This window comes from Belliella baltica DSM 15883, from assembly GCF_000265405.1.
Taxonomy (GTDB): Bacteria; Bacteroidota; Bacteroidia; order Cytophagales; family Cyclobacteriaceae; genus Belliella; species Belliella baltica.
This window is the reverse complement of record NC_018010.1, coordinates 751,071-769,820: the sequence shown is the minus strand read 5'-3', so window position 1 is coordinate 769,820 and position 18,750 is coordinate 751,071. Positions and strand designations below refer to the sequence as shown.

The window sequence follows — 18,750 nt, the reverse complement described above, 5'->3', positions numbered from 1 at the left end:
AAATTTTTACATAGGAATAGTAATAAATCGTCATAAAATTATCCGATATATAGATTAAAAATGAATATTATGATGATAAATGTTATTTTATTGTAAATAGGATGACAGTACTATGAAATAAGTGGCAAAATGCTTTAGTTATCTGCCCCTAAGTCTAATTTTTTAGATAAGATTGACTTGTTATCAATTAGTAACCCGATATTATATTTGGTTATGGAATGAATTTGGATAAGGTTGTGATAATAATTATTACAAAAGCGCTCTTTGTAAAAACGAAAGCATTAGGAGTTTGCCTCATTATTTGGAGTTTACCCCTTAAAACAAAAAACCCCGGAAATATCTATTGGAGATGTTTCCGGGGTTTTTTAAAACTCATATTTTCTCTGCGTCTCAGCGTGCACAAAACTTCCGCGCCCTCTGCACCTCAGCCTTACTTCGCGAGAGTCAGACTTATATCATCCCAACAGAACGCTTCACAAACTCAGTCAAGTCCTTACCTGTTAACAAGCCCTGAGCAAGGAGTGCCAAGTCGAAAGATTGCTTTGCAAGCTTGGTTTGTTCTTCTTCGCTTTCGGCTTTGAGGATTTTGTCGATGACGCTGTGGTTTCCGTTGATGGCTACTTTGTAGTTGTCAGGAAGTGAACCATAGAAGCCCATTCCACCGCCTGTTGCAGCCATGTCTTTCATTCTTCGCATAAACTCATCCATCGTCACAGTTACCGGAAGCTCCTCAGGATTCAAGCCTTCGATTTCTACACTGTAGGATTTGTTGTCAATCGCTTTTTCGAAGATTTCTTTCACTTTAGTGGATTGCTCTTCAGAAAGTAAATTTGCAAATGCATCATCCTTTTGAATCAACTTCTCTGCTACATCAGCATCTACGCGCTTTAGTTGTGTCTTCTCTTCCTTGCCTTCCAAGTGCTGGATAAAATGACTATCAATCGGAGAATCCATCACCAAGACATCATAGTCTTTTTTGTTTGCAGATTGGATAAATGCATCTTGCTTATTGATATCAGTAGCATATAAATAGATCGTCTGCTCGTTTTTGTCAGTTTGGATACTCTTTACTTTCTCCTTGTATTCAGGAAGTGTATAGAATTCACCTTTTGTGTTTTTCAGCAAGACGAAATCTTTTCCTTTTTCAGCAAATTTCTCTTCAGAAATCATTCCGTACTTTACAAAAAGGCCAATATCATTCCATTTGTCTTCGTAAACTTTTCTGTCCTTCTTGTAAAGCTCCGCCAACTTATCCGCCACTTTCTTCGTGATGTAGTTGTTGATCTTTTTCACATTTCCATCAGCCTGCAAGAAGCTTCTCGATACGTTCAATGGAATATCTGGAGAATCGATCACACCGTGTAGCAACATCAAGAATTCAGGAACGATGTCCTTCACTTCGTCCGTGATAAACACCTGTCTGCTGTAAAGCTTGATCTTGTTTTTCTGGAAATCGAAGTCATTTTTCACTTTCGGGAAATACAAGACTCCGGTCAAGTTAAACGGATAATCTACATTCAAGTGAATCCAGAAAAGCGGGTCTTCACTCATTGGATAGAGTTCCTTGTAGAAAGCAAGGTATTCCTCGTCAGTCAAATCACCTGGAGACTTGGTCCAGATCGGTGAAGTAGTATTGATGATGTTGTCAACTTCTACAGATTTCCATTTTTTCTTACCTTCTTCATCCACACCATCTTCCACACTTTCGGTCTTTGTTCCGAACTTGATCGTGACAGGGAGGAATTTGCAGTATTTGTCAAGGATTCCTTGAAGTTTCCACTTGTCTAGGAATTCTTCGGACTCTTCATTGATGTGAAGGATGATGTCGGTTCCTCTTTCTGTTCTGCTGCCTTCGGAAATTTCGAAAGATGTACTTCCGTCACACGTCCATTTGGCAGGCTCAGAGCCTTCTTGGTAAGAAAGGGAGTTGATTTCCACAGTGTGCGCCACCATAAATGCCGAGTAGAAACCCAAACCAAATTTACCGATGATTTCATTGGCATCTTTGGCGTCTTTGAATTTCTCTACGAATTCAGTAGCCCCAGAAAAAGCGATTTGATTGATGTACTTTTTGATCTCTTCGGCTGTCATCCCAAGTCCTCTATCGGAGATGGTGATGGTCTTTTTGTCTTTGTCGAAAGCCACTTCCACAGTGGTATCTCCAAGATCTCCTGTATATTGACCTAATGTGGCCAATCTTTTGATTTTTTGGGTGGCATCTACCGCATTGGATACCAATTCACGAAGGAAAATCTCATTGTCTGAGTATAAGAACTTTTTGATGATCGGGAAAATATTCTCGGTATGTATCGAGATGGTTCCTTTTTCCTGCATAGCTATATTGAATTTTAATTATTGATAAACAATTTTGACAATACAGCCTTATCAATGCTTGTTCCAAAGGGTGAAAAGTGTCATTTTGGCAGTTTAAAAAGAAATATATTTCGTGAAATATGTAGAAACATGCCTCTTCCTTTCGGTAGACAGGCTTGGTAAAATATCTTGATGTTAGTGGATATTAGCCTTTGGCGATATTGGTAGATATTTACTTTGTGATATTAGTTGATACTAGGGATATACTTTTGAAATAGAAATTATATAAGTCCTTTAGCTTTTAAGATACCTAGTGTAATTCCTATTGTGAACATTAGGAAGATTAATAGAAAAGTCAAGCAACCTCCTTTTCCGATTCTATGATGGGTTTGCCATTTTTGTAGAAGTCATAGACTATTCCATTGATTCCCAATGAGAATTTGAATTGATAATGATTTGTATTCTCTTCTTCTTTTAAGGAAAAATGATGGTCAGCACCGAAAATGGAGTACTTTGAAGAAACAATTTGGTCATCTACTTTTATGGTTTCTTTACCTAAAAGTGAGTTGAAAATTTCTATTTTCTTGTTGTCAAGGAAGATGGTAGTGTATTTCATTATATTAAAGAGTCTTCTTTGTCTTCTTCATCAGGTAAAATTCGTATAAGTATAAATGGTATTACAATACAGATGATGCCTATGATTGATTTGATTTCAAAATCAGGCAGAAAGTTCATGATGATCACATAAATCCCGCAACTAAGAAAGGTGAGTTTAAGCGCAGGTTTGTCAAAAGCCCAAGCAAAAGTCAAATAGGCAATTCCGATTAAACAAAACATGATGGTTCTGATCAATGCGTCTATTTCATCTCCGAAATCAATGAAATAGCCAAGAACTATAGCCGCTAAAACTAAAAATAATGCTACTCGGTAAATTGTTATAATGTGTTTTTTAAAGAAATCCATAAATCTACTTTTCGTGGATCAACTAAATAAAGACTTCAAGGTAATGGATTTAGACTAAATTCAAAAGAATTTTCTCAATCTAATATTTCAAAGTATTCCCACCTTATTTCTATTTATTTCCATGTATATCAAGATATTGAAAAATATCCCAATACCTTTCAATATCACCTTAATATCTTCTCCATTTTCTTTCCTTTGGCAAGTTCATCCACCAATTTATCTAAGTATCGAACTTGCTTTGTGAGTGGGTTAGCAATCTCTTGAATCTTGTAGCCACAGATGGTTCCTGTGATCATTTCTGCATTCGGATGTAGCTTTGCATGTGCAAAAAACTGCTCAAAAGTAACCTTTTCATCGATCAAGGTCTGAATCTTCTCATCATCAAATCCTGTCAGCCAGGTGATCACTTCATGCAGTTCTTCTTTGGTTCTGTCTTTCTTTTCCACTTTGGCAACATAATGTGGATAGACCGAAGCAAAGGTCATTTTTGCCATTCTTTCGTTGTGTTCTGGAGTAGGAATCATAATCTATATTATTTTTCAGGGAGTTTAAATTTAGGATTCTTTGAAATAAAGTGGAAATATAATCTCCAAAAATGCAGGCAGGTTCGTGAAATATGCTTTGAGAATAATTTTGAAATAGATATTTACATGGTGCTATGATTGTGTGGTAAATATGTATTGCTTATCAGGAAACAAGTTTAAAAGCTGTGTTTAATTTATTTCTATCATATTTCAACCTTATATCTACCTTATTTCCTATCTAAATCCACCTTATATCTATCATTTTCATAACTTTGACCTTGAATAAGACATCATGTTAAATCAAATACGAACACTTGTCCTCAAAGAACTCACGCTAGAATGGCGTCAGAAGTATGCCCTCAATGGGATTTTGCTTTATGTAGTTTCAGCAGTTTTTATTACGTACTTGAGTGTGGGAGCCAAGCAGGGAAATATTGGAATACCTACTTGGAATGCCTTGTATTGGATTATTATTCTTTTTTCAGCAGTGAACGCCGTGGCCAAAAGTTTTGTGCAAGAGCATCAGGGACGGCAATTGTACTATTATATGATAGCTTCACCAGAGGCTATTATTGTTTCGAAGATTGTTTATAACGCTGTTTTGACTTTGGTCTTGGCGTTATTGGGTTATTTGGTTTTTAGTGTGATTCTTGGGAATCCTGTGCAAGACCAAGGGTTATTTATATTGAACTTGGTGCTTGGTTCTTTAGGCTTCTCTGCTTGTTTGACGATGGTATCTGGTATCGCTTCCAAGGCTAGTAATAATGCCACTTTGATGGCTATTTTGAGCTTCCCAGTAATTATCCCCATACTTTTGATGACCATACGTGTATCCAAAAACGCCATAGATGGATTGGACTGGAGTGTCAGTGTGGACAAAATCGTCACCTTATTGGCAATCAATGCCATTATTTCTGCCACAGCTTATATCTTATTTCCTTATTTATGGAGGAGTTGATATTGAAAATTCATCAATTTATCGACATTCCTTTGGAACTGCTCAAATAAGTAACAAAAAGCACAGAAATCAGGAACTTATGCCTTATTTTTGCGCTTGAAAAGCAAAGATCAAATACATGAAATCAAGCTGGTGGAAAATTCTTACGATAGTATTACTTACCTATACTATCGTAGCAGGTCTCTTACTCGATGTTCCCCGACTTCCTATCCTCAACGAAACTATCAGAGCCTTATATTTCCATGTAACCATGTGGTTTGGGATGATCATCATGTTGGTGGTGGCAGTGATTTATAGCATCAAATTTCTTCGAACAAATGATTTGAGAAATGATGATATCGCTATAGAATTCACCAATGCAGCAATTCTTTTCGGAGTGTTGGGTATAGTGACTGGAATGCTTTGGGCCAAATTCACTTGGGGCGACTATTGGAGTGGAGATCCGAAGCAAAATGCTTCTGCGATTGGTTTATTGATGTACTTTGCCTATTTGATTTTAAGAAATTCACTTACAGATGTTCAACAGAGGGGAAGAATAGGAGCTGTTTATAATATTTTTGCTTTTGCTGCCTTCATTCCTTTGATTTTCGTATTACCAAGACTGACAGATAGCCTTCATCCAGGGAATGGTGGAAATCCTGGCTTCAATGCCTATGACATGGACAGCAATCTTCGAAAGGTGTTTTACCCAGCAGTCATTGCTTGGACGCTTCTTGGGACATGGTTGACCATTGTTAGAGTAAGGCTTCGAAGAGCAGAAAGAAAAATAGAAGACAAACTGATTAACCAATTAAAATGAAGAAGTGGTTTATAATATTATTTCTCCTTATCAGCCTTCAAGGAATGGCTCAAGAGAAAATTGCTATCACAGAAGACGATTACAATAATTCAAAGATTGAAATGGCAGATGTCATGCGGTCAGAGGGGAAAATTTACGTACTAGTAGGTGTGATCGGGATTGTTTTTGCTGGAATCTTGGTTTATATCATTGCAACTGATAGGAAAGTAAGCCGATTAGAAAAATTGCTTAAAGAAGAAAAATAAAAAATGCTGTTTTTTACTCAAAATATCAAAAGGGATAAAAAGCAATCAATATATTAAATTCACTGAATTATGAAAAAGGGGCACATTTTAGGACTTGGAATCATTGCTATAGCCATAGTGATTATAGTTTCTATGTTGGGCGATGCGAGTACTTATGAGAGTTTTGCGACCGCTAAGGAAATGAAAATGAAGGGTGATGAGAAGGCAATCCACGTAGTGGGCCAACTGAAGAAAAGTGAATTGGGTGAAGTTGAAGGGATTGAAGTGAATGAAAATAAGACCTCTTTCTATTTCATGATGGTGGATAATGATGGGACTGAACAAAAAGTTTTTTATAACGAGCCAATTCCAGCGGATTTTCACAGGTCAGAGCAAGTCGTAGTCATTGGTTCTTACAAATCTGACGAGATCTTTATGGCAGATAAGATTTTAATGAAATGCCCATCCAAATACCAAGAAACGGAAGTGAATACTGCCGGAATGTAAATTTGATTAAGATTAGATATGATAAATACCTTTGTGGGTAATTTAGGCCATTTTGCTACTATTCTTGCTTTTGTCAGCGCAGTAGTGACGGCCTTTTCCTATTATAAATACAGTGTAGCTTCCGAGCTTGAAAAAGGGAATTGGAGAAATTTCAGCAGAATACTTTTCTATATTCATTCAGCAGCTAGCGTGACTATAGCAATCTCACTTTTTGAGCTTATATATAGTCATAGATTTGAGTATTTCTACGCATACTCACATTCCTCCGTGGCTTTGCCTGTACATTATATGATTTCGAGTTTCTGGGAAGGTCAAGAGGGTGCATTTATCCTTTGGATCTTTTGGAATGTCGTACTTGGTTTGGTTATTATTCATACCAATAAATCTTGGGAGGCACCTGTTATGGTGGTTTTTGCCTTGGTGCAAGCTTTCTTGGTCTCAATGATTTTAGGTGTGGTGATTGGTGATCTGAAGATTGGGAGTTCACCATTTATATTGCTTAGAGATGCTGTATCTGCACCAATTTTCCAGATGAATCCAGATTTTATTCCAGAAGACGGAACTGGATTGAATCCATTGCTTCAGAATATTTGGATGGTGATCCATCCTCCGACTTTGTTTTTGGGATATGCGAGTACTTTGGTGCCCTTTGCATTCTTGATGGCAGGTCTAGCTACCAAAAAATATTCAGAATGGATTCGTCCGGCTTTACCTTGGGCGATATTCTCAGCAATGATTTTAGGTATGGGGATAATCATGGGTGCTTATTGGGCATACGTTACCTTGAATTTTGGGGGTTATTGGAACTGGGATCCTGTAGAAAATGCAGTTTATGTGCCTTGGTTAATCATGGTAGCGGGTATTCATACCATGATTACTTTCAAGAAAAGCAGTACAGCTTTGAAAACATCCATAGTTTTGGTGATTGCTTCCTTTATCTTAGTTCTTTACGCTACTTTTCTAGTAAGAAGTGGTGTTTTGGGTGATTCTTCAGTTCACTCTTTTACAGATTTAGGGCTTTCTGGTCAGCTGTTGATTTATATGCTGTTCTTTTTAGTAGTCGCAATCTTCTTATCGATAAGAGCTTGGAAGCATATTCCAAGTTCAGAAAAAGAAGCTTCTGTATATTCTAGAGAATTTTGGATATTCATCGGTGCGACTACTTTGGGGCTGATGGCATTTCAAGTGATTTTACCAACTTCTATTCCTGTATGGAATGCTCTAGTAGAGAGTTTTGGAGGGATTTCCAATATGGCACCTCCTGCTGATCAAGTTGGTTTTTATACAAAATTTCAATTGTGGTTTGCGGTAGCTTTGGCATTACTTACAGCTGTAGGTCAGTTTTTCTGGTGGAATAAAATCGATGGCAAAACCCTTAAAGAAACTTTGGTAATGCCATATATTATATCTGTTTTGATTTCCGCTGTAATAATTGTCTGGGGGAAAGTATATGATGTCAGTTATATTATTGTCGTTCTTGCTGGTTCCTTTACCATAGTTGCAAATGCAACCATTTTATTCAAGCTTCTCAAAAAGTCTACATTCAAACTGGCTGGTGGTTCCTTGGCACATATTGGTTTAGGTATGATTTTGATAGGGGTGATGTTTTCTTCAGGTTATTCTGAAGTGATTTCTTACAACTTATCTGGGTTGACCTATAGCAATAGTTTTGAAGATGAAATCAACAAAGAGCATGTTTTACTTTGGATTAATAAGCCTACTCAGATCAAAGATTACACGGCGATTTATAGAGGTAGACAAAAGAAAGTTGCAGGTGTGCCAGGGCTTGTTGATGCAAAATTGTTGAAAAAAGCAGATGGAGTCAACCAAGCTATAGCATTGGGAGATATCGTTGTAGATGGAAAAACCTATCATAGAGAAGGTGAATTTGTACAAATTGTCCTTGAAGAAAATGATTATTACAAAATTGATTATTATAAAGGTGATCAATTTGCATTTTCATTGAGTCCGATGGCACAATACAATACCACAATGGGTTTGATTTCATCTCCAGATTCTAGAAGATTCTTGAATAAGGATTTATATACATTTGTATCTGTGGTCAATGATTTTGATGATCCTGATTGGAGAGAAGATGAAGTATTTGAAGTATCACCAGGAGAAACTTTCTATGTTTCTGATATGGTCACCAAGTTCGAAAGTGCAGATGTAGTCAAAGAGCTTGATGGGATGCAGCTTTTTGATGGAGATGTTGCAGTCAAGGCTAGACTTGTCATTCAGGATTATGATGTGGAAAAAGTACTTGAACCTATTTTTATCATCAGAAACAATCAGGTAGGAAGAATTCCTGTTATCGAAAACGAACTGGGTGTCAAAGTGGAATTGACGAACATTTTACCTGAAAATGATAAGTTTGTCTTCACTGTTAACAGATATCAAAAAGACTATGTGGTTTTGAAAGCCATTGTTAAACCACAGATTAATGTTTTGTGGATTGGAACAATCATCATGTTGATTGGATTCTGCGTGGCGATCTATAGAAGATATGATGAATTCTCGAAAATGAGAGATAAAGGTCTGGAGTAATCTGGTAAATAGAATATTTCTACAGTACTTCAATTATCTAATATGAAAAAAACCTTCCAATGCATTGATGCCCATACTTGCGGCAATCCAGTCAGAGTCGTAGCTGGCGGAGTTCCTTTTCTAAAAGGGAGTAATATGCTTGAAAAGCGTCAATATTTTTTAGATCACTTGGACTGGATAAGAACTGGGCTAATGTTTGAACCAAGGGGTCATGATATGATGTCGGGTTCTATGCTTTTTCCTCCACATGACCCTGAAAATGATTTTGCGGTACTTTTTATAGAAACTTCGGGCTGTCTCCCGATGTGTGGACATGGAACTATCGGGACGATTACCATTGCCATTGAGGAAGGATTGATTCAGCCTAAAAACCCTGGTTTTCTTAGAATGGAAGCTCCGGCAGGGTTGGTTTTGGTGGAGTACAAGCAGGAAGGAAAGAAAGTCACTTCTGTCAAGTTGACGAATGTCAAGAGTTTTTTGGCAGCAGAAGGATTGGAGATAGAAAGTGATGATCTGGGAAAACTTATCGTGGATGTGGCTTATGGAGGCAATTTTTATTGTATTGTAGATCCACAGGAAAACTTCCATGGATTGGAACATTACAAAGCCGAGCAGTTGATATCCATGGCAAGAAATCTTCGTCAAAAGATGAATGAAAAATATGAATTTGTCCATCCTGAGCATCCTCAGATCAAAGGGCTCTCTCATGTGCTTTGGACTGGAAAAACCTTAGAAGAATCTAGTACGGCTAGAAATGCTGTTTTTTATGGAGAAAAAGCCATCGATAGGTCACCTTGTGGCACCGGAACCTCCGCACGAATGGCTCAATGGCATGCAAAGGGTTGGCTGAAGCCTGGTGATGAATTTATCCACGAGAGTTTTATTGGCTCAAAGTTTACAGGAAGGATAGAAGAAGTTATCGAGATTAAAGGAAAGCCGGCGATCATCCCAAGCATAGAAGGTTGGGCAAAAGTCTATGGTTATAATACCATCATTCTTGATGACGATGATCCTTATGTACATGGATTTCAGGTGATATAGAGAATGGAACGCGGAAGACGCTGATTTGGCGGATGAACACGGATTTTTGATCTGCGACCATCTGCTTAACCCGCGTTATCCGTGTTCCATCCTAAAAAAATCCTCACTCCAAGGGCTGAGCGTAGCAAACTCAAAATTAAAATTGGGGTAATTTTCTTGGAAGTAATTATATTTTTTGGCTTTGATTTGATTGCGATCAAATTTGGATTCTAAAGCAAGAGGAGACTGCAAGTCAGGAATAATGAAATCTACTTCCTTGCCATCTGCAGTTCTCCAAAAATGGATAGCATCCTCCCCATGCTTGTCGACCAACATTCTAAAGACGGTCATTTCCCAAAGCTCTCCCTTATCTAGTCTCATATTTATAGGCTGAAAATTATTGATCAGACAGTTCCTCAAACCTGTATCCATCAAGTATCCTTTTGGCATTTTAGTAAGTTCTTTTCTCAAATTGGCAAAAAAAGGCTTTACCAATGTTAAGTGGAAACAGGTTTGCATTACTTCTAGGTAGCTTTGGATGGTTTCATTCCTAGTCCTTAGTGTATTGGCTAATTCATTGACATTGACCAATTGGCCGGTTTGAGAAGCTAATATTTTGAGCAATTGATAAAAAGTATCTTCATTTCTGACTCCAGCTTCCTGAATATCTCTTTTTACAAATGAATCTCTTATTTCTTTGAGAATTTCTTTTTTTTCATTCGAATCTGGCTCTATCACTACAGCTGGATATCCACCATAAAGCATGTATTCTTCCCATTCTAGTCTTAATAGATCTGTTTTTACTGACTTATAATTCTTATTTTCTTGAATTCTTATGATTTCAGTCAATAGTTCTTTTTTATTTTTCAGCATTAAAAATTCTTCAAAATCGCAGGTGTTGATTCTGAATATTCTTTTTCTTCCAGCCAAAGAATCTTTGAATTTATTATCCATGAAAAAAGCGCTGCTTCCACTGCAGACAATTTTGACTTGATAACTGTGATCATCATAAAGTAATTTCAAAAAATTTGAAGGATCATTCAAGTACTGAATTTCATCTATAAAAAAAGTTACTTTTTTCTCAACTGTAGGTAAATATGCTAATAGATTCAATGGAGAATTATTTAACTCCTCCAAAAGGATTTTATTTTCTAAATTCAGAAATACTGTAGGCTCGCCTTTATTTTTAAGTGTTTTATCAAGATCTTTCAGCAGGGTAGATTTACCCGTTTGCCTTGCTCCTGTTAGTATTGTAAACTCTCTTTTCGAACAATGCCTCAAAAGTTTTTCAAATAATTTTCTTTTCATAATATTCATCCTTCTTAAGACAATAGTAAATATAATTTCCGATATTTTCACTATTATACTAGGTAAATTATCCGATATTTTTACTATTACATTAGATAAATTATCCGATAATTTTACCATTAGTAGGAATGAGCACCTGAAAATCATCAAGAGTTTATGATCAATTCTTAAACCTTATCAAACCAAATATTACCCTTCAATAATTTTTTCTAACTCTATTTTTCCAAAAAACATTATCTTTCTTGAGGAAAAGAAGGTTAGAGCAAACAGCCAAAATCCTTAACTTTCTTTAAATGAAATCCATGTCTTGGTACATGGTACATTATACATTGTACAATAAACTATGAAACCAACCATCATCATCGGCGGAGGCATTATTGGGCTTTTTACAGCTTACTATTTGGTAGAAGAAGGAGTGGAGGTAGTCATTGTGGACAAAGGTGACATGCAGGTAACTACTTCTACGGGAAATGCCGGGATGATCGTGCCAAGCCATATTATTCCTTTGGCTGCTCCAGGGATGATTTCTAAGGGAATCAGCTGGATGTTTTCTTCCAAAAGTCCTTTTTACATTCATCCACGATTGGATAGAAAACTGCTTGAGTGGTCTTGGTTGTTCTATCGTGCTGCCAATCCGCAACATGTAGAGAAAAGTATCCCTTTTTTGAAAAATATCAGTTTGCTCAGCAAATCACTTTATCAAGAATTCAAGACAAAACATGCCGATGCAGAGCTGGGTTTAGTCGAAAAGGGATTGATGATGCTTTATCAAACTCCTGAAGTGGAAAAAGAGGAAATTGAATTTGCGCACTTAGCTAGAAAGCATGGCTTGGAAGCTGAAATTCTTACACCTGACGATATTGCACAGGTAGAACCAAACCTGAAAGTTAAAGCGCGTGGAGCAATATTGTTTCCCGGTGATGCGCATTTGTCTCCTTCCGCTTTGTACAATTATCTAAAGACTTATCTCAAATCAAAGGGTGTTACTTTCAAATCTAATTTATCGGTTTTGGGTTTTGAGAAAAAAGGAGCTAAAGTCAGCGCAGTCATTACTCCTGAAGGGGCAATAGAGGGTGATCAATTTATCCTCTGCGGAGGTGCTTGGTCAGGTGAGTTGGCCAAAATGTTAGGATTCAAACTGCCCATGATGGGAGGGAAAGGCTATAGTTTCGTTCAAGAAAATCAACCTGAAATCCTTCGAGCTTCTATCTTAACTGAGATGAAAGTTGCTGTAAGTCCTTATGGAAATCAAGTCCGCTTCGGTGGAACGATGGAAATCGCCGGGACGAATGAAAATATTAATATCAACAGAGTGAAAGGAATCTTCGAATCGATAAACCGATTTTATCCTGATTTTCAGTCCAAGTTTCCAAATCATGAAGAGGTCTGGAAAGGCTTGAGACCTTGTTCCCCTGATGGCTTACCTTATATCGGACAGGCTCCAGGATTGGAAAATGTTTTGGTAGGTTCAGGTCATGGAATGATGGGAATCAGCATGGCTCCCGGTACCGGCAAACTCCTATGCCAAATCCACCAAAAAGAAGCCACAGGGATTCTGATTGATGGATTTGGAGTGGGGAGGTATCAATAATTCTGATTGAGTTTAAGTTTCTGATTATTTACCTCACCTTTATACTATTCTCTTATAAAATCTTAGAATAACCTATAGCTGACTCCAATTGTAGATATCCAATCAGTTTTAAAGTCTTTGAAGTGATTGTTATAAGAAATTTTAAAATGTGGATTGATTTGAAAGTCAAATCCTAAAAGATTATTTCTTTCACCAAAGAAGGTGCTTGCATGATTTGAACTAATCATTCTGCCGTATTTAATTGTTGTAGTATAATCTAAGACACCAGCCCTCCAGCCTCCAGTTAAAAAGAAATCGCTATTAAATTCAAAACCAGAGCCTTCATTTTTTTGAACAAAAGCATAATTTATCCAAGATAATTCAATGCCTGACTTTGATCTCGTTATCCATTTTTGCCTTTTCCCAAAATCTAAGAATAAAGAAAATTCAGTTGTTAAGGGGAAGTAACTATTGATAAATTGAGTACCAATATCAAAATTGAAATTTAAGCTTTTTGAATCCTCTAGATTATAATAAGTTATTATTTCTTTTTCTCCGCTAGCACTGATTTTTAAATCTTTATTAAAGAGTCCTTTTTCATATTTTTTGAACCAGTCTTTTTCAAGCATTAGGTTTCTAACCATTTCTGTGATACCAGCGTCTTTTAAGATTAAAAGTTCATCTATTTCACCGAGATAAAGCTCTATATCTGTCATACCAGCGTAATTAGTAAATCTTATAGTGTGTCGATGAATTGGAATGGCTTGATTTCCATCTTTTTTAAATCTTACATTGGGAAGATTTTCGTAAATTAATTGTGAGGTCTCTGGGCTGTACCTCACATAATAATTATTGTTTTCGAAATCCAAGCCGATTTCTTTAAACAGTTCAATAAGAGAGTCAACATGTTTTTCAAATCCTGGGAAATTTTCAAATTCCCCAACACTTGACCATAAGTAAGAAAGCTTTTTTTCATTCTCAAAGAATACATTTAATGTATCATTGACTCTTCTTAGAATTAAATCTTCTTGATTGTAGGAGCTTTTAAATAACTTATAGTCTCTTTTTTCAGCAATCTTTTCCTGTGCAATTGTTCGCTGTATCGAGAGCATAGAAAGAATGATAAATACTAAATTAATTTTTCTCATAATTACCACGAATTAAAGTGCTTAAAACTGACTCTTGATTTATATTATTTCCCTTAGCTAAGTCTAAATTTCTGTTGGCACCTAGAAATTCTGCCAATGTCATCCGTTGGAGGATAATTTTCTCCTTGAATTCTGATTTTGGATTGACCTTATCCAAACTCGCCTGCAAGCGCTGAGCTGCAGGGCTAAGCTGGGTTTTTACTGGTTTTGGTTCTACAACTTGAATTTCCTGAAGTATTTCTTTTTCAATTTCCTCTGTATCTGCAATGAAGCGATCAACTTCCTTGTTTTCCACATTTTCTACTCTCATGATTGAAGGCTTAGATTTTGATTGAGGAATATTTGATTCCTGACTCAGTTTTGCTTTTTCCACAATTTCATCAGCTTCTACTTTTTGTATTTCAGGAATAGGAAGGATGCCAATTTCCTGTTGTAAAGTAGTGGTCAATAAAAGATCTTCTTTAAAGTTCGCGGAATTTGAAAACAAGAATAGTCCAATCGAAACAATTAAAATTACGGACGCTGCAAACCACCGAAATACTGGCTTTTTGTTTTTCTTCGGTCTTTTGATTTGATCCCAAATCACATCTTCTCGGAAATTTATTCCTTCGGGAAGATTTACCTTTCGATCTATATTTTTTCTATTAGGATGCATGATTTAGTCCAAGTTTGATGATGATTTCTCTCAAGTATGCTTTTGCTTTACTCAATTGGGATTTAGAAGTCCCGATGTTGATTCCTAGTTTCTCCGCTATTTCTGCGTGTGAAAAACCTTCTATTTCATACAAATTGAAGATGGTCCGATAACCTTCTGGTAGCTTCAAGATCAATTCAAAGAGTTCTTGACTTTTGAGTTTGTCCAAAGCAGATTCACTTTGTTCAGCCACATTTTCGTCAGGTTCTATGATTAATGGTGCATTTTTTTGCTTTCGCAAAAACATCAGGCATTCATTGACCGTGATTTTTTTGATCCAAGCCTCAAATGATCCTTCGCCTTGAAAATCGAAGTTTGATATCTTCTCAAAAGCTTTGGTAAATGTGATGCTAAGAATTTCTTCTGCATCATGTTGATTTCTCACATACCTCAAGCATAGCATGAATAGAGGCTTGCCCAATTCCTCAAAGATGCTTCTCTGAGCTTGATGCTTTCCTTTTTTTGCTTGTTTGATGAGGTCGAAGTGGATCAAAATTTATAATCTTATTGGCTTACAATCGGATAAATGCAATGAAGTCGAAAATGGTTGTCTGAAGAAAACTAAAAATTGTATAAAAGAGTAAAAATTAACTATAAAATAGTGAGCAATTCAAAAAAGAGCCTCAAGGAATCTCCCTGAGGCTTTTATCAATCAACATTCTAATCAATCTGGATTATTTAAGATTTCAATCTTTTCCTAATCCATTAAACCACCACACTATCTATATTTTTGAAATACACTTGTTTTTCAGCATCCAAGTCAACCAAGACGGCTGAATCATTTTTGATATATCCCGATAAAATCTGTTTGGAAAGCTCATTCAGAATCAGGCGCTGCATGGTTCGCTTCAACGGCCTTGCACCAAATTGAGGATCGAAACCGACTTCTCCCAAATAATCCAAAACCTCTGGCGTGGCATCGATTTCAATATTTGCCTCTTCTAGTCTTTTTTGGATTTCTCTCCATTGAATATCGACAATTTTTCTAATGACGCCTCTATTCAATGGTTCAAACATAATCGTTTCATCAATTCTATTCAGGAATTCCGGTCTTACAGATTTCTTCAAAAGATCATAAACTTCCGATTTGGTTTTTTCCAATATTTCCTCTTTGTTCCATTCTTCTATTTCAGCAAATCTTTCTTGAATTAGCGTAGAGCCAATATTAGTCGTCAAGATGATAATCGTATTCTTGAAATTAGCGATTCTACCTTTGTTATCCGTCAAGCGACCATCATCCAATACTTGAAGTAAGATGTTGAATACATCAGGATGAGCTTTTTCAATCTCGTCAAGCAAGACAACAGAATATGGTTTTCTTCTAACGGCTTCCGTAAGTTGTCCACCTTCATCATATCCAACATAGCCTGGAGGTGCTCCTACAAGTCTGGAAACTGCATGTCTCTCCTGATATTCTGACATGTCTATCCTGACCATGGCATTGTCATCATTGAAGAGATATTCTGCAAGGGCTTTTGCCAATTCTGTTTTTCCAACTCCCGTTGTTCCCATGAAAATAAAGGAACCAATAGGTCGCTTTGGATCTTGAAGACCTGATCTGCTTCTCCTCACAGCATCTGAAAGTGCTACGATTGCTTCTCGCTGACCTGCTACTCTTCTTCCCAATTCATCTTCGAGGTGAAGGAGTTTCTCTCTTTCACTTTGAATCATTTTGCTCAAAGGAATTCCTGTCCACTTGGACACAACGGCCGCAATATCTTCATGATCGACTTCTTCTTTGAGTAGTGGAGAACCTTGTTGCATTTCTTCCAATTGATCTTTGAAAGATTCCAGTTTTTTTTCCGAATCTACGATCTTGCCGTACCTGATTTCTGCTACTTTTCCAAAATCTCCCGAGCGCTCAGCTTGTTCAGCTTCCAGTTTGAGCTTATCGATATTTTCTTTCTCTCTTCTGATACCGGTGATGACAGCTTTTTCGCTTTCCCATTTGGCTTTGACACTTTGTCTTTTTTCAGAAAGATCTGCGATTTCCTTGCTGAGGACTGTTTCTTTGTCTTTGTTATTTTCTCTTCTGATGGCTTCTCGCTCGATTTCAAGCTGCATGATTCTCCTATTGAGCTCGTCCAATTCTTGAGGGAGTGAATCGATTTCCATTCTCAATTTCGCTGCGGCTTCATCCATCAAATCGATGGCTTTGTCAGGCAAAAACCGATCAGAAATATAGCGTTGTGAAAGTTCTACTGCTGAAATTACCGCATCATCTTTGATACGAACACCATGATGAAGCTCGTATTTGTCTTTGATTCCTCTTAGAATAGAAATTGCATCAGCTGCATCTGGTTCGTCCACGATTACGGATTGGAATCGTCTTTCGAGCGCCTTGTCTTTTTCTATATATTTCTGATATTCTTTCAGCGTAGTCGCTCCGATGGCATGCAGTTCACCACGAGCCAAAGCCGGCTTAAGCAAATTGGCTGCATCCATTGCACCTTCTCCGCCTCCTCCAGCACCAATTAGCGTGTGTATTTCATCTATGAAAAGGATAATTTCTCCATCTGAATCTGTCACTTCCTTGATGACTGCTTTGAGTCTTTCTTCAAATTCTCCTTTGTATTTTGCTCCAGCTACCAGCAAACCCATATCCAAAGAAATCAATGTTTTGGATTTGAGGTTTTCTGGGACATCACCGCTTACTATTCGCTGTGCTAGGCCTTCCACAATGGCGGTTTTACCCACGCCCGGCTCTCCGAGTAAGATCGGGTTGTTTTTGGTCCTTCTTGCCAAAATCTGTAAGACTCTTCTTATCTCCTCATCACGGCCAATAACAGGGTCTATTTTCCCTTTTTTGGCCATTTCATTCAGGTTTTTGGAGTATTTCTCCAATGCCCTGTATTTTGATTCTGCATTTTGATCTGTCACTTTGTTTCCTTGTCTAAGTTCTTTGATTGCTTCGATCAGAGTTTTTTCAGTCAACCCTTGATCTTTTAATAGTTGCGCTGCTTTATCTGATCCATTAAGTATTGCCAGAAGCAAATGCTCGATCGCAACAAACTCGTCACCAAAAGTTTTAAGGTAATCTTTGGCTTTTGTAAGTACTTGATTAGCCGAATTGGATAGATACGGTTGTTGACCACTTATTTTTGGAAAGCTTTTGATAATCTCTTCCAGTTTTTGGGCGATCAGATTTTTATTCACTGATAATTTCTTAAAGATAAAATCAGTGACATTTTCATCTTCTGAAAAGATTCCTTTCAAAATATGTGCAGGCTCGATGACTTGCTGTTGTTCTGCTAAAGTCAATTCAGCTGCCTTTTGAATGGCCTCTTGAGATTTGATAGTGAATTGTTTGAAATCCATTTTATTGTTAGTTTTTCTGTTGCTGTGGCTATTTGAAATCATCTCATCAAATGATCAACCAGAGCAATTATTCGGAAAAAATGTCTGAAAAATATCCTTAAACAGCTTCAAATCAAGACTTTTTGACAGGAGTTAGGAGTTTTTTGTTTTTTTAAGCTTGTTTTGAAGAGACAAGTGACCCGATGCTTCTCGTGTCGAACTTCAGCTAAAAATGGTATCAACAAAAAATATAAAAATAAAAAAAGCTCACTTTTGTGAGCTTTTTTTATTTAATTTTCTTTGGCTTGATATTGTTTGATTTCTCTTTCAAATTTTGAGATTTCTGAGTTTGCTTTTTCCACATTGATCTCTAGTTGCTTTTGTTTGAGTTCCATTTTGGCAATTTTTTCATTGGTGGTGCCTTTTTGGATAGCTTTTTCAATCTTGAGGTTTTGCTCTGCAAATTTAATTTCGGCTTTTTGTCTTTTGGTTAAAGCCTTGTCATAGTTTTTCTGAGCTTTTTCTAAATTTTTCACTCTTTTTGCTTCAGCTTTTTCTGCGGCTTGAATTCTTTTTAGTTCTGCCTGTTGAGCTTTCAGTTCTCTTTTTGCTTCTTTTTCAGCCTGCTTTGCCTCTTTCATTTCTTGCTTAGACTGCTGATTTTCTGATTTTTCATTTTGTGCCAAGCCCTCTAAATTGATTAAAAGACCGAATAAAAATATTCCTACGAGTATTTTAAAGTTTCTCATGTTATTAAGATTTATTTGATTAAAATATGAAATACAAATTTGATGCCTCAAAGTAAGAAAAATTGGGTGATTAAAGATAGAATAGCCACTTATTATCTAGTGATTTTTATATTAAATCTATAATTTTTG

The 18,750-nt window shown here is 36.8% G+C and carries 17 protein-coding genes; 7 read left to right on the top strand and 10 right to left on the bottom strand.

Going from position 1 to position 18,750, the window contains the following annotated elements:
• Positions 1–450 precede the first annotated feature (450 nt).
• From htpG to BELBA_RS03560, 4 genes are all read right to left on the bottom strand, one after another.
• Positions 451–2,334, bottom strand: a complete 1,884-nt coding sequence (gene htpG, locus BELBA_RS03575) for a molecular chaperone HtpG (protein ID WP_014771387.1) — start codon at positions 2,332–2,334, stop codon at positions 451–453.
• A gap of 334 nt (positions 2,335–2,668) precedes the next feature.
• Positions 2,669–2,929, bottom strand: coding sequence for a hypothetical protein (locus tag BELBA_RS03570; RefSeq protein ID WP_014771386.1), 261 nt, complete (start codon positions 2,927–2,929; stop codon positions 2,669–2,671).
• Complete coding sequence (locus tag BELBA_RS03565; RefSeq protein WP_014771385.1) at positions 2,929–3,276, bottom strand: hypothetical protein; 348 nt, start codon at positions 3,274–3,276, stop codon at positions 2,929–2,931. The genes BELBA_RS03570 and BELBA_RS03565 overlap by 1 nt, the downstream gene beginning before the upstream one ends.
• Positions 3,277–3,440: 164 nt before the next feature.
• A complete protein-coding gene (locus tag BELBA_RS03560) occupies positions 3,441–3,800 on the bottom strand; it encodes a DUF2200 domain-containing protein (RefSeq protein WP_014771384.1) in 360 nt (119 codons plus the stop codon).
• A gap of 292 nt (positions 3,801–4,092) precedes the next feature.
• Here BELBA_RS03560 and BELBA_RS03555 point away from each other — a divergent pair, with 292 nt between their 5' ends.
• The 6 genes from BELBA_RS03555 (at position 4,093) to BELBA_RS03530 (ending at position 9,876) form a co-directional block, all read left to right on the top strand.
• Positions 4,093–4,758 (top strand): heme exporter protein CcmB, encoded by a 666-nt coding sequence (locus BELBA_RS03555; protein ID WP_014771383.1) that lies wholly within the window; start codon positions 4,093–4,095, stop codon positions 4,756–4,758.
• Positions 4,759–4,876: 118 nt separating this feature from the next.
• A complete protein-coding gene (gene ccsA, locus BELBA_RS03550) occupies positions 4,877–5,557 on the top strand; it encodes a cytochrome c biogenesis protein CcsA (RefSeq protein ID WP_014771382.1) in 681 nt (226 codons plus the stop codon).
• Entirely contained in the window at positions 5,554–5,802 is a 249-nt protein-coding gene (locus tag BELBA_RS03545) for a CcmD family protein (protein WP_014771381.1), read from the top strand. The genes ccsA (BELBA_RS03550) and BELBA_RS03545 overlap by 4 nt, the downstream gene beginning before the upstream one ends.
• 69 nt (positions 5,803–5,871) lie before the next feature.
• Positions 5,872–6,288 (top strand): cytochrome c maturation protein CcmE domain-containing protein, encoded by a 417-nt coding sequence (locus BELBA_RS03540; RefSeq protein WP_014771380.1) that lies wholly within the window; start codon positions 5,872–5,874, stop codon positions 6,286–6,288.
• A gap of 18 nt (positions 6,289–6,306) precedes the next feature.
• A complete protein-coding gene (gene ccsA, locus BELBA_RS03535; protein WP_014771379.1) occupies positions 6,307–8,835 on the top strand; it encodes a cytochrome c biogenesis protein CcsA in 2,529 nt (842 codons plus the stop codon).
• A 42-nt stretch (positions 8,836–8,877) separates the two neighbouring features.
• On the top strand, positions 8,878–9,876 hold the full coding sequence (locus BELBA_RS03530; RefSeq protein ID WP_014771378.1) for a 4-hydroxyproline epimerase: 999 nt from the start codon (positions 8,878–8,880) through the stop codon (positions 9,874–9,876).
• 75 nt (positions 9,877–9,951) lie between these two features.
• Here the strand turns inward: BELBA_RS03530 and BELBA_RS03525 are convergent, their stop codons facing one another.
• A complete protein-coding gene (locus BELBA_RS03525) occupies positions 9,952–11,163 on the bottom strand; it encodes an ATP-binding protein (protein WP_041779501.1) in 1,212 nt (403 codons plus the stop codon).
• Between the two features lie 343 nt (positions 11,164–11,506).
• On the opposite strand from BELBA_RS03525, the gene BELBA_RS03520 reads away from it, so the two are divergent.
• Positions 11,507–12,754, top strand: a complete 1,248-nt coding sequence (locus tag BELBA_RS03520; protein ID WP_014771376.1) for an NAD(P)/FAD-dependent oxidoreductase — start codon at positions 11,507–11,509, stop codon at positions 12,752–12,754.
• Between the two features lie 62 nt (positions 12,755–12,816).
• Here the strand turns inward: BELBA_RS03520 and BELBA_RS03515 are convergent, their stop codons facing one another.
• The 5 genes from BELBA_RS03515 to BELBA_RS03495 form a co-directional block, all read right to left on the bottom strand.
• Entirely contained in the window at positions 12,817–13,881 is a 1,065-nt protein-coding gene (locus tag BELBA_RS03515; protein WP_014771375.1) for a hypothetical protein, read from the bottom strand.
• Positions 13,868–14,536 carry a hypothetical protein gene (locus BELBA_RS03510; protein WP_014771374.1) on the bottom strand — a complete coding sequence of 223 codons (669 nt, stop codon included), beginning with the start codon at positions 14,534–14,536 and terminating at the stop codon, positions 13,868–13,870. Before BELBA_RS03510 ends, BELBA_RS03515 begins: the two co-directional genes overlap by 14 nt.
• Entirely contained in the window at positions 14,526–15,068 is a 543-nt protein-coding gene (locus BELBA_RS03505) for an RNA polymerase sigma factor (protein ID WP_014771373.1), read from the bottom strand. Before BELBA_RS03505 ends, BELBA_RS03510 begins: the two co-directional genes overlap by 11 nt.
• A 212-nt stretch (positions 15,069–15,280) precedes the next feature.
• Positions 15,281–17,893 carry an ATP-dependent chaperone ClpB gene (gene clpB, locus BELBA_RS03500; RefSeq protein ID WP_014771372.1) on the bottom strand — a complete coding sequence of 871 codons (2,613 nt, stop codon included), beginning with the start codon at positions 17,891–17,893 and terminating at the stop codon, positions 15,281–15,283.
• A 269-nt stretch (positions 17,894–18,162) separates the two neighbouring features.
• Positions 18,163–18,621: a hypothetical protein gene (locus BELBA_RS03495; protein ID WP_014771371.1), complete on the bottom strand. Its 459-nt coding sequence runs from the start codon at positions 18,619–18,621 to the stop codon at positions 18,163–18,165.
• Between the last annotated feature and the right edge of the window lie 129 nt (positions 18,622–18,750).

Excerpts from the sequence above, each read along its gene's own strand:
- htpG (WP_014771387.1), bottom strand. The coding sequence starts at position 2,334 with ATGCAGGAAAAAGGAACCATCTCGATACATACCGAGAATATTTTCCCG.
- BELBA_RS03570 (WP_014771386.1), bottom strand. The coding sequence starts at position 2,929 with ATGAAATACACTACCATCTTCCTTGACAACAAGAAAATAGAAATTTTC.
- BELBA_RS03565 (WP_014771385.1), bottom strand. The coding sequence starts at position 3,276 with ATGGATTTCTTTAAAAAACACATTATAACAATTTACCGAGTAGCATTA.
- BELBA_RS03560 (WP_014771384.1), bottom strand. The coding sequence starts at position 3,800 with ATGATTCCTACTCCAGAACACAACGAAAGAATGGCAAAAATGACCTTT.
- BELBA_RS03555 (WP_014771383.1), top strand. The coding sequence starts at position 4,093 with ATGTTAAATCAAATACGAACACTTGTCCTCAAAGAACTCACGCTAGAA.
- ccsA (WP_014771382.1), top strand. The coding sequence starts at position 4,877 with ATGAAATCAAGCTGGTGGAAAATTCTTACGATAGTATTACTTACCTAT.
- BELBA_RS03545 (WP_014771381.1), top strand. The coding sequence starts at position 5,554 with ATGAAGAAGTGGTTTATAATATTATTTCTCCTTATCAGCCTTCAAGGA.
- BELBA_RS03540 (WP_014771380.1), top strand. The coding sequence starts at position 5,872 with ATGAAAAAGGGGCACATTTTAGGACTTGGAATCATTGCTATAGCCATA.
- ccsA (WP_014771379.1), top strand. The coding sequence starts at position 6,307 with ATGATAAATACCTTTGTGGGTAATTTAGGCCATTTTGCTACTATTCTT.
- BELBA_RS03530 (WP_014771378.1), top strand. The coding sequence starts at position 8,878 with ATGAAAAAAACCTTCCAATGCATTGATGCCCATACTTGCGGCAATCCA.
- BELBA_RS03525 (WP_041779501.1), bottom strand. The coding sequence starts at position 11,163 with ATGAAAAGAAAATTATTTGAAAAACTTTTGAGGCATTGTTCGAAAAGA.
- BELBA_RS03520 (WP_014771376.1), top strand. The coding sequence starts at position 11,507 with ATGAAACCAACCATCATCATCGGCGGAGGCATTATTGGGCTTTTTACA.
- BELBA_RS03515 (WP_014771375.1), bottom strand. The coding sequence starts at position 13,881 with ATGAGAAAAATTAATTTAGTATTTATCATTCTTTCTATGCTCTCGATA.
- BELBA_RS03510 (WP_014771374.1), bottom strand. The coding sequence starts at position 14,536 with ATGCATCCTAATAGAAAAAATATAGATCGAAAGGTAAATCTTCCCGAA.
- clpB (WP_014771372.1), bottom strand. The coding sequence starts at position 17,893 with ATGGATTTCAAACAATTCACTATCAAATCTCAAGAGGCCATTCAAAAG.
- BELBA_RS03495 (WP_014771371.1), bottom strand. The coding sequence starts at position 18,621 with ATGAGAAACTTTAAAATACTCGTAGGAATATTTTTATTCGGTCTTTTA.